The sequence below is a fragment of the Streptomyces sp. NPDC055099 genome (assembly GCF_053607685.1).
In genome coordinates this window covers 366514-380788 of record NZ_JBSGUA010000003.1, presented here as the reverse complement: position 1 = coordinate 380788, position 14275 = coordinate 366514, and the positions used below count along the sequence as shown (strand labels likewise).

Genomic DNA, 14275 nt, shown 5'->3' with positions numbered 1-14275 from the left:
GGCGGAGGGATCGGTTCCGGCCAGGTCCAGGCAGCCCTCAGCCGCGCAACGTGACCGTGAAGCTTCGGCCGTACGCGTGGTGGGTGTTCACGTCGATTCGGGTGCCGCCCTGGGTTCGGCTCACGCGGACCCCCTCGTCGGCCTTCAGTTGCCGCAAGGAGCGGCCCCGGAGCAGCACGCTGATCCTGTCTCGGTCCATCGTCGGATCGGACACCGCCACCGTGGTCGTGCCGCGCCGCTCGCGCTGGACGAGCACCGAGGCCGGGCCGTCGATCCGCAGCCCGGCGGCCTCGTGGCGCCCCGCGGTGAAGCTGTTCGCGGCGGTCAGGCCGAGGCCCGCGTGGCTGACGGCCTGCAGCCGCACCGTGTTCGCGAGGATCTTGAGAGGCTGCCCCGAGCGGTAGGAGCGCAGCCCGGCCTCGCCTGCGTTCGGCACCAGCGCGTAGGCCAGCGAGGCGGGCCCGGCGCCGGCGGCTCCGTCCACCGTCACGCCGAGGACCGTGCGCGTCACGGCGGTGTCCGGGTTGGCGGTGCGGACGACCCGGCGGCTCCGGGTGACGTCGTCCAGGGTGACGCGCACCTTCGGGGTGTCCAGGAAGAGGTAGCCGACGGAGGTGCGCCGCGTGGCGTTGGCGTACCGCAGCCACCGGAGGTCGCCCGTGCCCGCCCCGGTCCACGCGCTGCCGTCACGGAGCTGTCCCGTCACGGAGATCTCGTCGTCCGGCAGCGCGGTCCTGGCGTCGACCGTGGTCGTCACGGCCCGCCCCGCGCGGTCGCCCACCCCGGCCGCGAGCATCACGATCTCCTCGTCGAGCAGGAACCACGACTTCGTCGCGGAGGCGTTGCGGTACTCGACGAAGTCGTCCGGCAGCAACTCCCGGTCCTGAAAAGCGACATCACTCGACTGCACCGCCCCCGCCGCGCCGTACGTCCCGAGCACGGCGCCCCCGGAGTGCTGGTTGGTGCCGCGCGGGAAGTAGACGTACTTGTTCTGCGACTCGGAGGACGAGGTGAAGTTCAGGGGGTGGCCCGGGTTGTCGTAGAACGGCTTTCCGTAGAGCTCGGGGACGGTGCGGCGCTGCTCGACGGGCGCGGTGACCCCCGCGAGGCCGTACGGAGAGACCGTCGTGAAGTAGTCGACGCCGTACGCCTGCGTCTGGTCCTGCCCGGAGAGGTAGAGGTAGTACGCGCCGTCGCCCTGGAACCACGGCATGAGGTTCTCGCCGCTCATGTACTCGTACTTGCTGATCCGGTCCGAGCTGCGGGCCAGCGCGAACGCGTAACCCGGTCTGCGGTGGACGTTCTTGTCCATGGCGTTGAAGGCGACGCTGCGGGAGGCGGGGTTGAGGTCCGCGGCGGGCAGCGTGGTGTCGCCGATGATGTCGGCGAAGCGCACGATGCTCAGGGGTGAGACGAATCCCGCCGGGTTGAGCACGGCGCGCGAGGTGGCCCGGATGTGCTTCACATAGCTCTTCAGGGCGGTGGCGTCGGCGCCGGTCGAGAGGGAGGAGAGGTCGACGACGGCCTCCACGACCACCGCGACGTCCACGTAGCCGCCGTCCGGCCGCGACACGGCGCGCCCCTTCACGATCTCCATCATCCAGCCCTCGAAGATGAGCGGCGCGAAACCGTCGCGCACCCATCTGCGCACGGTCGGCACCAGTTCCTCACCGTGCGCGAACCCCGTGCCGTCGAGGATCTTGAGGGTCTGCACGACCCGCGTGAGCAAGGCCTTCCCGTACGAGCCCGTGTACGCGACGGAGGCGTGCTGAATGAACGAACCGTCGGCGTAGTGGCCGTCCGTCACCCCGTGGACGAGGTGGTAGGGGTCGACGGTGACGAAGACCGTGAGCTGGTCGACGAGGGCCTTGCGGATGCGGGCCTCACCGCTCGCGCCGAGGAGCGCGCCCTGCAGGATGCGGTTGGTGGTGATGTCGGCGAGGTTGGCGCCGGTGTGGAACCGCGAGTCGAGGTTCACGTCGCCGTCGGTGCCGTTGCGCAGGTAGGCGTCCATCGAGGCGACGTAGGTGCCGATGAGCTCGGGCCGGTAGGTCCGCACCTCGTCGGCGAGGAGTACGAGGGTCTTGCTGACGTGCTGGGAGATGCCGATCTCCCAGTTGAACCAGTTGCCGTAGTACCCCTTGGCCTGGTCCCCGTAGTGGCGCTCGTGCAGCCACACGAGGCCGTCGATGACGCGGCGCTGCACGGTGGTGTCGCCGTAGAGGTCCGAGGGGGCGGTGGGGTTCGGCGCGCGGGTGGCGAGGGCGATCTCGTACAGACGCTTGTAGGCCGTGTTGAGATTGGCGTCATCGGTGCCGAGTGCCAGACCGGCGAAGAGCTCTCCCTCGGCCGCGTCGTCCATCGCCTTCAGGTTCGTCCGCGCGGTCTTGTCGATCGCGGTGAGCTTGGCGGCGGTCTCGGGGCGCGCGTTGGACTCGGCTGTCCCGGCGAAGACGTCCACGGTGTTGGCCAGCAGTCGGGCGCTGTCCGCCGCTGCCTCGGCGGCGCTCGCCGGAAGCATGGGGACCACCGCCAGGAGACCGGCGGCCGAGAGGGCGGACAGCAGGCGTCTGCGGGTGATCTCCATGGCGTCCTCCGCCGGTACGTTGGCGTGCTGGGGGGATCTGGCGTGCTGGCGGGCGGAGTCAAGCAGATGACCGGACCGGCGACAAGGGTGTTGCCGCTCCGCGCCACTACGCCGTGTGACCGCTCACCGGATAGGCTCAGTACATGCCGTTCGAGCAGCGCGCCCCAGAGGACTACGCCGTCGTCGCCATCGCGTCGTCGGCCGGTGGCGTCCAGGCTCTCACCAGCCTTCTCGCGGAGTTCGACGCCGACCTCCCGGTGCCGCTGCTCGTGGTCCAGCACCTCGACCCCCGGCACCGGACGGTCCTGCCGGAAGTGCTCGCCCGGCGTACGGAGCTCGCGATCAGGCTCGCGGAGGACCAGGACCGCATCGAGCCCGGGACCGTCTATCTGGCGCCGCCCGGGCGGCACCTCCTGGTGAAGCCGAGCGGCACGATCACCCTGTCGGACAGCGAGGTCGTGCACTTCGTCCGCCCCTCCGCCGATCTCCTCTTCGAGTCGGTGGCCGAGACCTACGGCCCGCGGGCGATCGCGTGCGTCCTCACCGGCACCGGTGTGGACGGCGCGAGAGGGGTGGCCGCGATCAAGGCCCACGGCGGCGTCGTGCTGGTCGAGGACCCGAAGACGGCCCAGTTCACGGGCATGCCCACAGCGGCGGTGGAGTCGGGGGCCGCCGACCAGGTGCTCCGCCTGGAAGAAATCGCCGCGGCCCTCCGCGGACTCGTCGAGAGCAAGAGGCAGTGATGAACGAGCCGTCCGGTCCCGTGGACGGGACCGAGAAGAGCACCGGGAAAGACCGGTCGCCGGAGCCCACAACGGAACAAGGGCCGGGGGCCCCGGCGGAGACGAAGCCCGGGGCCACGGCGGATCAGACGCCCGAGCAGGCACCGGCGAAGAGGACCGGACGCGGGAGCGAGACGGTCGACCAAAGCCTTGAGGACCTGCTCAGTTTCATCCGCGACGCCCGCGGCTTCGACTTCACCGGCTACAAGCGGTCCACCCTCGGCCGCCGCATCCGCAAGCGCATGAGCGACGTCGGCGTGCAGAGCTACGAGGACTACCGAGACCTCCTGGAGACCGACACCGTCGAGTTCCGCGCCCTGTTCAACACGATCCTGATCAACGTCACCTCCGTCTTCCGCGACCCCGACGCCTGGGACCTCGTCCAGCGCGAGGTACTGCCCCAACTGCTCACGGACGCGGAGCCCGAGGGCGAGATCCGGGTGTGGAGCGCGGGCTGCTCCAGCGGTGAGGAGGCGTACTCGCTGGCGATCATGTTCGCGGAGGCCCTCGGTGTCGAGGAGAGCCTGAACCGCGTGAAGATCTACGCGACGGACGTCGACGAGGAGGCGCTGCGCGAGGCCCGCGCCGGCCGCTACCCCGCGAAGAACCTCGAGGCGCTCTCCGCCGAGCTGCGCGACAAGTACTTCGAGCGGCACGACACCCACTACGTCTTCCGCCCCGATCTGCGCCGCCGGGTGATCTTCGGCCGGCACGACATCACGCGTGACGCCCCGATCTCCCGTCTCGACCTGCTCGTCTGCCGCAACACGCTGATGTACTTCAACGTCGAGGCGCAGACCCAGATCATCGACCGCTTCCACTTCGCGCTGCGCGAGGGCGGCTATCTCTTCCTCGGCAAGGCCGAGATGCTCCTGAGCGACAGCGACCGCTTCGAGGCGATCAACATCCGCCAGCGGGTGTTCCGTCGCCAGCCCGGCAACACCATCCCGCCCTACCCCTCCGTACCCCTGAAGATGAGGCCGAGTGTCGGCACCGAGGCGCAGGCACTCACCCGGAACCGTCATCTGCGGGACCTGATCCTCGACGCCTCGCAGGGCGCCTCCGTCGCCCTGGACCAGGACGGCCTCGTGGTGATGATCAACAACGAGGCGCGCGCCCAGTTCGGGCTCTCGGTCCACGACGTGGGCCGCCCCTTCCAGGATCTGGAGATCTCCTACCGGCCCACCGAACTGCGCTCGCTGATCGACCAGTCCAACTACGAGCGCAGGCCGCTGCGGGTGAACGCCGCCGAGCGGCGTGTGGGCAACGAGGTGCAGTACTTCGACATCGTCGTCCAGCCGATCTCCAGCAGCCACGGCGTGCCGGTCGCCACCAACGTCATGTTCACCGACGTCACGGTGGCCACGCAGCTCAAGGCCGAAGTCAAGCGCGTGCGGGAGGACTTGGAGACGGCCTATGAGGAACTCCAGTCCACCAACGAGGAACTGGAGACCACCAACGAGGAACTCCAGTCGAGCATCGAGGAACTGGAGACCACCAACGAAGAACTCCAGTCCACCAACGAGGAACTGGAGACCACGAACGAGGAACTCCAGTCGGGCAACGAAGAGCTCGAGACCATGAACGACGAGCTGCGGCTGCGTTCCACGGACCTGGACGAGGCCCGGGCCTTCCTGGAAGGCGTGGTGAGCAGTATCGCGGCGGGCGTGGTGGTCCTCTCCGCCGACATGCGCACCCGGAGCTGGAACCGCGGCGCGGTCGAGCTGTGGGGGCTGCGCGCGGACGAGGTGCTCGGCAAGAACTTCTTCGCCCTCGACTTCGGGCTGCCCACCGACAAGCTGCGTGAACTCATCCCCGAGTGCGTCGCGTCGGGAACGCGGTCGGGCCCCGTGGTGATTCCCGCCGTGAACCGCATCGGCCGGCACATCGACTGTTCCGTCATCTGCTCGCCGTTTGACGCGCACAGCGGAGGTGTCGTCCTTCTGATGGAAGACCTCAAGGCAGTACGGGGCAACTGACCGCGCGAGTCGTATTCTGTTGGACATGAGCGCCATGGAAGGCAGTTCGCGAGAAGCGGGCGACCAGGGCGACATCGCCTGGGGCCGTGCCGTCCGGGCGAGGGAACGCGCGGCCCGGGAATTGTCGACAGCCGAGCAGTACGACCGTCTGTACGAGGAGAGCGGCCTCGCGTTCCACGCGGAGGTGGCGCAGCGGCACCACACGACGGTCGAGCGGCACCTCACCACCGCCCGGCTCCAGGAGAGTTACGCACGCAAGATGTGGGCCTGGGCGGCGAAACGGCCGTCGCCCAGGCCTCCGCCCGCGGACGAGCACCGCCCCTTGTTCATGGCCGGGGTGGCCGAGGCGTGCGGGACGCGCAGCGCCGCGCTCACCCTCGTCGGGGAGGACCTGGGTCAGCTCGCCGTCGCCGCGTCCGACGGCCGCGCACGCCGCGCCCAGGATCTGGAGTTCGTCCTGAACTCGGGGCCCGGGCTCGACGCCGCCGGGAGCCGCCGCACGGTGTTCGCGTCGGGCGATGTCCTTGAGCGGCGCTGGCCCGGGTACGGTGCGGGCCTCGCCGACCTCGGCCTGAGTACGGTCGCCGCACTGCCGCTGAAGGCCTCCGACAACTGCGTCGGGGCGCTCATCCTCTTCGACCCCGGGACGCCGCTGGCCCAGTCGGACACCTTCCACACCGTCGCCCGCGCCCTCCTGAACGGCGTACTGCTCGGCCCCGACGGAGACCTCGATCTGTACGGCGGCGCCGACATCCGGGCGGTGGTCCATCAGGCCGCGGGCAGGCTGTCCGCGCAGGCGGGCAGATCGCTCGGCGATTCCCTCGCACTCATCAAGGCCCGCGCGTTCGCGTACGGCGAGGCCCCCGAAGTGATCGCCCGGCAATTCCTGTCCGGGACGATGGAGCTCTAACGGCCCACGGCCGCCATCCGTGGTCCGGGGTCCGGGGTCCGGGGTCCGGTTGATAGCGTCTCCTCTCCGATCTTGGAAGGGGGGCCATGCCAGGGATGCGTGACGTCCGCAGGCGTACGTGGCTCGTGGCCACCGGGGTGGCCGTCCTGGCTCTGGTCGCGGCGGGCACCGGGATCGCCGTCTGGCGGTCCCAGGAACGCGACGACCGTCTCGCGGCCAACCAGGACCAGTTGACCCACGCCTGCGCGGGCCTGCTGCCCGGGGAGCTGCGTTCCTTCGTGCCGGACGACGCGGCGGGCGTACTGGACGAGTACGGCACGCTCCTCGCGCCGAGGCAGCAGAGCCGGGCGCTGCTCGACTGCACGCTCACGTGGGGCGGCGGCGAGGAGCGCTGGGAGCCGGACGCGCGGGTGCGGGTGCGGGCCCAGGCCGTGCTCGGCCGGACCGAGGCACCGGGCGGTGGCTTCGAACTGCCGCTGCCGAGCACCGCGTTGGGCGGGGTGTCGACCGAGGACCGGCTGCACGGCAGCCAGGTGTCGGCCACGCTGCTCACGGAGTGCCCCAAGGGGCTGAGCGGGCGGGTCAGGCCGTCGAAGGATCTGCTCGTCTCCGTGGATCTGCCCTCACGCGCCGACAGCGAGTACGACGTCCCCAAGGCCGACCGGCTCCTGGCGTCCCGCACGGCGGTCCGGGTCGCGGACTGGGTGAGCCGCGAACAGAACTGCGCCGGACGGCCGTTGGCCGACGTGACAGAGCCGAAGAGGACCGGCTCGCTCTGCGACTGGCTGTCCCCCGAGGCGCTGGAGTTCGCGGCCGGTCGCTGGAAGTTCGACGCGAACGACACCACGTACAACAAGCGCGCCGGTACCTGCGGAGGGCAGTGGGACGACACGGCGGGGCAGGCGGCCGAGGCGAGGACCAAGGCCGCGAGCGCGGAGAGCTGGTCGGGCGTTCTCGCGCGCGGCGCGTACGAGAGGTTCGGCGGCAGCGGTGACGTCCCCGGGAGCGGGCAGAGCCGCCACAAGCGAGGCCCTGAAGGCCAGTTGACCTTCGGTCGGTCGGGCGATGATCCGCTGCTCGCGCTCTGGGCGCGGTCGGTGTGCGACGGCGGGCCGGCGTTCCACCGCGTCACGGTGACACCCGCGCTCGACTTCCGGCACCAGGACGAGGTCGTCCTGGACAAGAAGGAGTGGCGGCGGGTCTCGGCGGACGCCCGGGCTGTGCTCGATCGCTATCTGGCGGCGGACGACGGCTGGCCGCGACGCGCGCACTGCCGGGACACCGAGATCATGGGAGAGGTGGAGGAGTGGCAGGGCTGACCTGGCGTTCCGGTGCCGGACGGGGGCTCGCCACGGCTGCCGGGGCGGTGCTCGCCCTCGCGCTGGTGGCGGGCGGGTACTTCTGGTTCGGCGGTGGCTACGACCGGTGGGTGGTGCAGCGCCTGGTCAGCGGGGCCTGCGACGGGGTGCTTCCGGCCGCCGAGGTGCGTGACGTGCTGGGTGACGGGCCCTTCAAGGACGAGACGCGCGACCGGGTGGACGGCGAGCTGGGCGATGCCTCTCTGCGTGTGGACTGCACGATCACCCGTGACGCCGGGGGCAGGTCGGCACGCGACGGCTCGGTGACGGTGAACGTGCGGGCGGTGCCGGAGCGCGCCGCGAAGGACGACGGGGGCCCGGAGGCCCGGGGGTGGCGTCGGGACGCCTTCAGCGGCGAGTACGACGGGGCCTATCCGGACGTGCGCTCGGCGCTGCCGCCGGTGGCGGTCGGGTCGGGCTGGAACGGCGTGTTCACGGCGAGCGGTTCGAGTGGTTCGAGCGGTTCGAGCGGTGGGGACGTGTCGGCCGATGTGTCGGCCACCACCGCGGTCCTCCTCGACTGCGCGCGGGGCCGTGGCGGGCTCCTGGTCACGGTGGACACCGAGGGCGAGGGCGCGACCGTGGACGACCCCCGGCAGCGCACCGCGTTCGCCCGGATCGCCACCGCCACGGCGGCGAACGCCTCCGACCGCTGGAACTGCGACGCCGACCTGGGGAAGCCGCCGCGCACGGTGCCGCTGCCCGTGGACACGGACGAGTCCGTGCCGCTCGCCGATGCCGCCGCGTCCTGCCGGGGCGTGCCCGGACGTGGCTCCGAGGTCGCACACGCGTGGGAAGGCGGGCGGCGCGGGACGCCGGTCGAGGTGTGCGTGCTGGGTCCCGGCACCGTGACACGGGACGGGCTGCCGGTGGCCAGGTCGTCCGAGGACGTGGGCGGGCGCTATCGGCTGACCGCGCACTACGGCCCGTACGCGCAGGACGAGCGCTACCGCTACCAGGACCGCTACGACTACCTGGGCAGGAACCGCATCCCCGGCGTGCGGCCGTCGGGCCGGCTGCCGGACGGCGGCTACTGGGTCAGCGCGGCGTGCGAGAAGGGCGGCGAGCGCGCCCTGTTCACCGTCGAGCCACCTGGGTCGGGTGACGCGTCGTACGAACAGGGCGGTAAGGCCGGGAAGGGTGAGAAGGGCGGGCCCACGTCTGACGATCGCGCCTACCAGCGCGCCGCGCTCAAAGCGTTCGCGCAGGGTTCGGCGAAGGCGCACGGCTGCGGGACACCGCCCACGGCGAAGCCCTGACCCGCCTCAGCCCTGCCGCGTCCCGCCCCGCGCGGCGATGTGGGGCGGGGCTGGTATGCCCGGCGGGAGCAGCGGGTCGGCGACCGGAGCACCCCAACTGGCCGTCAGGGGAAGGTTTCCGGCCCAGCTCGAAGACCGAGCGGGCCAGGACCAGGCCGTCCACGTGGGTGACGGTCACGCAGATCTCGGCGGCCGGGTCGGCCGCCAGGCTGCGGCTCGCGACCGAGCCGTGCAGATACAGCCGGTTCTCGTCGCGTCCGTAGACGGTGGGGACCACCATCGGGTGGCCGTCGGCCACGACGCCCAGGTGACAGACGAACCCGGCGTCGAGTATCGCCTCCAGGCCGGCGCGGTCCAGGCTACTGGTGGTCACACCTCCGCAAGCTACCGATTTCGCGACTGGAATGCCATGGCTCAACGAATAATGGTTGGCCTATCGACATAACGCGACGAAATCCGCAACCCATGCGCCTTTTGTCCAACTCGGGCTCCGAGAATCCAACAACCTCCGCCGCGTGACGGTTGTGACGTCTCGCCTCCCCGCTGTCTGATGGAGGTCATGGAGCTCCCCTACCTTGAGGACGTATCCCCCGGCACCGGCAGCCTCCCGCCCCGCGCGTGGTATGCGCAGTCGGACGCCATCTCCCTCTCGCTGAACGGCAGTTGGAACTTCCGGCTCTCCCCGGCCGCTGACACCGCCGACGACTCCTTCGCCTCGGAGGGCCACGACGCCCGGGCCTGGGACACCGTGACCGTGCCCGGCCACTGGGTGCTGCAGGGCCACGGCGCGCCCATCTACACGAACATGGTCTATCCCTTCCCGGTCGATCCGCCCCGCGTGCCCACCGAGAACCCGACCGGTGACCACCTGCGCACCTTCGACCTGCCGGACGGCTGGCCGGAGACCGGCGGCGGCACACTCCGCTTCGACGGCGTCGAGTCCTGCGCCCGCGTCTGGCTGAACGGCACGGAGTTGGGTGAGTTCAAGGGCTCCCGGCTCCCACACGAGTTCGCGGTCGGCCACCTCCTGAAGCCGTCGGGCAACGTCCTCGCGGTCCGCGTTCACCAGTGGTCGTCCGGTTCCTACCTGGAGGACCAGGACCAGTGGTGGCTGCCGGGCATCTTCCGGGACGTGACGCTGCTGCACCGCCCCGAGGGATGCGCGCTCGACTTCTTCACGCACGCCTCGTACGACCATCGCGCGGGGACGGGGACGCTGCGGGTCGAATCGGACGTCGACGGCCGGGTCACCGTGCCCGAGCTGGGGCTCGATGTCGCCACGGGCGAGTCCGTGACGGTGACCGTCGAGCCCTGGACCGCCGAGACGCCACGCCTGTACGACGGGGTCCTTGCCACGCCGGGCGAGCGCGTCCCGCTGCGGATCGGCTTCCGCCGGGTCGCCGTCGAGGACGGCGTCATCAAGGTCAACGGGCGGCGGATCCTGTTCCGGGGCGTGAACCGGCACGAGTTCCACCCGGACACGGGCCGCGCCCTCGACCTCGACACGATGCGCACCGACGTGCTCCTGATGAAGCAGCACAACATCAACGCGGTCCGCACCAGCCACTACCCGCCGCACCCCGCCTTCCTCGACCTCTGCGACGAGCTGGGCCTGTGGGTCATCGACGAGTGCGACCTGGAGACGCACGGCTTCACCGAGCAGGGATGGCGCGGCAACCCCGTCGACGACGATCGCTGGACGCCCGCCCTCCTGGACCGCGCGGCCCGCATGGTCGAGCGCGACAAGAACCGCCCCTCGGTGATCATCTGGTCCCTCGGCAACGAGTGCGGGACGGGCCGCGGCCTGACCGCCATGGCCCGCTGGATCCGCGGGCGGGACGCGGGGCGCCTGATCCACTACGAGGGCGACCCCACGTGCGCGGACACCGACATGTATTCGCGCATGTACGCCGAGCACGCCGAGGTCGAGCGCATCGGCCACCGCGCGGACACCGGGGGACCCGAGGCGCGGCGCCAACTCCCCTTCATCCTCTGCGAGTACGGGCACGCGATGGGCAACGGCCCCGGCGGCCTGAGCGAGTACCAGGAGCTCTTCTACGCGCACGAGCGCAATCAGGGCGGCTTCGTCTGGGAGTGGATCGACCACGGCCTCACGCACCCGGAGTTCGGCTACGCCTACGGCGGCGACTTCGGCGAGGAACTGCACGACGGGAACTTCGTCTGCGACGGCCTGGTCTTCCCCGACCGGCTGCCGTCACCCGGACTCGACGCGTACAAGCGGGTCATCCAGCCCGTGCGTTTCGCGTACGACGACGATGCGGGGACCGTCACGGTCACCAATCTGCACGACTTCGCGGACCTGTCCCATCTGTCCTTTGAGTGGCAGTACATCAGCGACGACGAGGATGCCCCCTTCGCAGCGGGGGAGCTGGCGGTGCCCCCGGAGCTCGGGCCCGGCGAATCCGTCGAGCTGAAACTGCCGGACGCGCCACCCGCGAGCCGTGACGCCGAGACCTTCCTGCATCTCACGGCCATGGTGGGCGTCGAGACGAACTGGACGAAGCTGGACCACGGCGTCGCGGGGGCCGAGTTCGCGGTCGCACCCCGTCCCGCGGTCCACCCCGCCACCGGTGAGCGCCCGGTGCGCGAGGGCGACCTCATCACGCTCGGCCCCGGCACCTTCGACGCCCGCAGCGGCGAGCTGCTCACCCTGAACGGCCTTCCGCTGAACAGCGCCCCCCGCCTGGACATCTGGCGCGCCCCCACCGACAACGACAACGGGGCGTCCTGGCAGGGCGGGCAGCGCAACGGCCTCGTATGGCGCGAACTCGGCCTCCACCGGATGCAACACCGCCTCGACGGAGTCGAGTTGACGGACGGCGCGCTCACCGTCCGCACCCGCGTGGCGCCCGCCGCACGCGACATCGGGCTGCGCGCCGTCTACCGCTGGACGTCCGACGGCGCCCGCCTGCGCCTCACGGTGTCCGTGGTGCCCGAGGGCGAGTGGACGGTACCGCTGCCCCGGCTCGGCATCCGGCTCGGCCTGCCCGCCGCGTACGGGTACGCGCACTGGTTCGGCGGCACCGGCGAGGCGTATCCGGACACAGCGGCGGCGTCCGTCATCGGTCGCCGCTTCATGCCGGTCGACCGCATGCAGACCCCGTATGTGCGCCCGCAGGAGAACGGCGCCCGCGCGGACGTCCGTTGGGCCGAGCTGCGGACGGACTTCGCGGGCGACGCACTACGGGTGGTCGGTGAGCCCGCCTTCTGGTTCACGGCCCGCCGCTGGACCACCGAGCAGCTCGACGCGGCCACGCACCGCACGGATCTCGTCGCCGGCGACACCGTGTGGGTGCACCTCGATCACGGGCAGCACGGCATCGGCTCGCAGTCGTGCGGTCCCGGGGTCCTGCCGCGGTACGAACTCCACGCCGCCCCGGCGGAGTTCGCGTTCACCTTCTCCCGTCAGGCAGGCACGTCGTAGGACGTCGCCGGACAGTCAGTCGAAGGGTTCCCGGTCTCCCTGGTCGAGCCGGTAGGGCGGGTAGACGTCCGTAAACAGCAGGGCGTAGACGAGGACGCGTGCGGCCCAGCGGTGCAGGCCGATGTTGAGGTCGTGCATGCCGCGGGGGTAGTGGCCCGTGAAGAGCAGGGTCACGCCCGCGTAGAAGGTGATGAGACCGATGAGGCCGATGTTGAGGCGGTAGCCGCCCGTGAACAGGCCGACCACCAGGAGCTGCGGCAGGATCAGCAGCCAGCTCTTGACCAGGACGAGTCCCCTGGAGAGCTGCTCGGGGTAGGCGACGTCCAGGTGGGCCGGATAGTCGGCGACGTCCTGCAGCGAGAAGGGCGGATAGCGGTCGGTGGCGAGTGAACCGTACGCGTAGTACTCGACGCGCCAGGTCCAGCGCAGCACGCCGACCGTGAAGTCGAACAGCGCCCGTGGATAACGGCCGGTGATCAGGACCGCGAAGAACGCGACGAAGGTGACGAGCAGCAGGCCGACCCACAGGAAGGCGAGCACGATGTAGTGCGGGACGACGAGCAGCCACTTCACCAGCCAGAGCCAGCGGGAGAGCGCCGGGTCGTACTCCGTCTCCAGGCGGACCGGACCGGCCCGGTGCTTGCCCGGCACGGTCACCGTGGGCGTTGCGGACATGGCGGACATGGCGGTCAACTCCCCTTGTCACCGTGCTTGCGCTTCTGCCCACATGTACGACCGGGCGCGGGAGGCGGCAAGGAGTGGCGCGTCGTCCGTTTTCTTCAAGACGGGCGGATGGCTGCTGCCTACGCTGCGAGGCATGAACACGAACATCACACCCCGCTTCGACCTGATCGGCATCGTCGTCTCCGACATGGCCGCCACGCTCGCCTTCTACCGCCGCCTCGGCCTGGAGTTTCCCGCGGGTTCCGAGGAGCAGCCGCACGTCGAGGCCACGCTCCCCGGAGGGCTGCGCCTCGCGTTCGACACGGAGGAGACCATCCGTTCCTTCACCGAGAACTGGGAGCCGCCGCAGAGTTCGGGGCGCATCGGGCTCGCGTTCCACTGCGAGACCCCCGAGGGCGTCGACGCGGCGTACGCGGAGCTGGTGAACGCCGGGTACCACGGCGAGCTCAAGCCGTGGGACGCCTTCTGGGGCCAGCGGTACGCCTCTGTCCTCGACCCGGACGGCAACGGCGTCGACCTGTTCGCGCCGCTGCCTACGCCGCCCGGTCCGGCCGCGGGCTGAGCAGCTCGCTCAGCGGCATGCCCGCCAACTCCTTGACGTCACGCGCCAGATGGGCCTGGTCGGCGAAGCCCGCGACGACCGCGGTCTCCGCGTACGCCAGGCCTCCCCTGGCCAGGGCGAGCGCGCGCTGCAGGCGCAGGACCCGGGCCAGCGTCTTGGGGCCGTAGCCGAACGCGGTGAGTGAACGCCGGTGCAGCAGGCGGGCGTTGATGCCCGCCTCCTCGGCGGTGGACGCGATGGAACGCCCCGAGTCGAGGGACGTGACGACGTGCGTGAGCAGCGGGTCCGGCGGCCCCGCCACGTCCGCCCGTGCCAGGGCGGCGGACTCCAGGACGGCGGCAGGATCGCGGGCCGCGTCCATGCGCTCCATCAGCCGGCGCGCCTCGGCGGAGGGCCACAGGTCGGCGAGGTCGACGCGCCGGTCCCGCAGTTCGTGCGCGGGCACGCCGAGGAAGGCGGGAGCGGTGCCGGGATAGAAGCGGATGCCCACATACCGTGCGGCACCGTTCGACTCGGGGCGGTACGCGCGGGTGTCGGGGCCCGCGACCAGGAGTCTGCCGCCGGTCCACAGCAGGTCCATGCAGCCGTCGGGCAGGACGGGGTAGACGGGGCCGGTCCTGGCGCCCCCGGCACGGGTCCACAGGACCGCGCCGGCGACCCGGGACGGCCGCTCCGCGTACTGCACAGGCGCGAACGACACGCCTCAAGG

The 14275-nt window shown here is 71.0% G+C and carries 10 protein-coding genes and 1 pseudogene; 7 read left to right on the top strand and 4 right to left on the bottom strand.

Annotated features, from left to right (window positions below; translation table 11 throughout):
* Positions 1 to 37: 37 nt before the first annotated feature.
* Positions 38 to 2587, bottom strand: a complete 2550-nt coding sequence (locus ACWFRU_RS09630) for a polysaccharide lyase family 8 super-sandwich domain-containing protein (protein ID WP_453685557.1) — start codon at positions 2585 to 2587, stop codon at positions 38 to 40.
* Positions 2588 to 2730: 143 nt separating this feature from the next.
* Here ACWFRU_RS09630 and ACWFRU_RS09625 point away from each other — a divergent pair, with 143 nt between their 5' ends.
* From ACWFRU_RS09625 to ACWFRU_RS09605, 5 genes are all read left to right on the top strand, one after another.
* Positions 2731 to 3330 (top strand): chemotaxis protein CheB, encoded by a 600-nt coding sequence (locus ACWFRU_RS09625; protein WP_453685556.1) that lies wholly within the window; start codon positions 2731 to 2733, stop codon positions 3328 to 3330.
* A complete protein-coding gene (locus ACWFRU_RS09620) occupies positions 3330 to 5348 on the top strand; it encodes a CheR family methyltransferase (RefSeq protein ID WP_453685555.1) in 2019 nt (672 codons plus the stop codon). The genes ACWFRU_RS09625 and ACWFRU_RS09620 overlap by 1 nt, the downstream gene beginning before the upstream one ends.
* 25 nt (positions 5349 to 5373) lie before the next feature.
* On the top strand, positions 5374 to 6258 hold the full coding sequence (locus ACWFRU_RS09615; RefSeq protein WP_453685554.1) for a GAF domain-containing protein: 885 nt from the start codon (positions 5374 to 5376) through the stop codon (positions 6256 to 6258).
* 86 nt (positions 6259 to 6344) lie between these two features.
* Entirely contained in the window at positions 6345 to 7577 is a 1233-nt protein-coding gene (locus ACWFRU_RS09610; protein WP_453685553.1) for a hypothetical protein, read from the top strand.
* Positions 7565 to 8875: a hypothetical protein gene (locus ACWFRU_RS09605; protein ID WP_453685552.1), complete on the top strand. Its 1311-nt coding sequence runs from the start codon at positions 7565 to 7567 to the stop codon at positions 8873 to 8875. The genes ACWFRU_RS09610 and ACWFRU_RS09605 overlap by 13 nt, the downstream gene beginning before the upstream one ends.
* A 6-nt stretch (positions 8876 to 8881) precedes the next feature.
* On the opposite strand, the pseudogene ACWFRU_RS09600 reads toward ACWFRU_RS09605, so the two are convergent.
* Positions 8882 to 9293, bottom strand: a pseudogene (locus ACWFRU_RS09600) (pyridoxamine 5'-phosphate oxidase family protein).
* 141 nt (positions 9294 to 9434) lie between these two features.
* Here ACWFRU_RS09600 and ACWFRU_RS09595 point away from each other — a divergent pair.
* The gene (locus tag ACWFRU_RS09595) at positions 9435 to 12320 is read left to right on the top strand and encodes a glycoside hydrolase family 2 TIM barrel-domain containing protein (RefSeq protein WP_453685551.1); all 2886 of its coding nucleotides are present in this window, start codon (positions 9435 to 9437) and stop codon (positions 12318 to 12320) included.
* A gap of 15 nt (positions 12321 to 12335) precedes the next feature.
* Here the strand turns inward: ACWFRU_RS09595 and ACWFRU_RS09590 are convergent, their stop codons facing one another.
* Positions 12336 to 13004 (bottom strand): DUF4389 domain-containing protein, encoded by a 669-nt coding sequence (locus ACWFRU_RS09590; protein WP_453685550.1) that lies wholly within the window; start codon positions 13002 to 13004, stop codon positions 12336 to 12338.
* Between the two features lie 145 nt (positions 13005 to 13149).
* Between ACWFRU_RS09590 and ACWFRU_RS09585 the strand changes: the two genes are divergently transcribed.
* Positions 13150 to 13566 (top strand): VOC family protein, encoded by a 417-nt coding sequence (locus ACWFRU_RS09585; protein WP_453685869.1) that lies wholly within the window; start codon positions 13150 to 13152, stop codon positions 13564 to 13566.
* On the opposite strand, the gene ACWFRU_RS09580 is transcribed toward ACWFRU_RS09585, so the two are convergent.
* Positions 13538 to 14266 (bottom strand): DUF6597 domain-containing transcriptional factor, encoded by a 729-nt coding sequence (locus tag ACWFRU_RS09580; protein WP_453685549.1) that lies wholly within the window; start codon positions 14264 to 14266, stop codon positions 13538 to 13540. The genes ACWFRU_RS09585 and ACWFRU_RS09580 overlap by 29 nt on opposite strands.
* Positions 14267 to 14275: the final 9 nt, after the last annotated feature.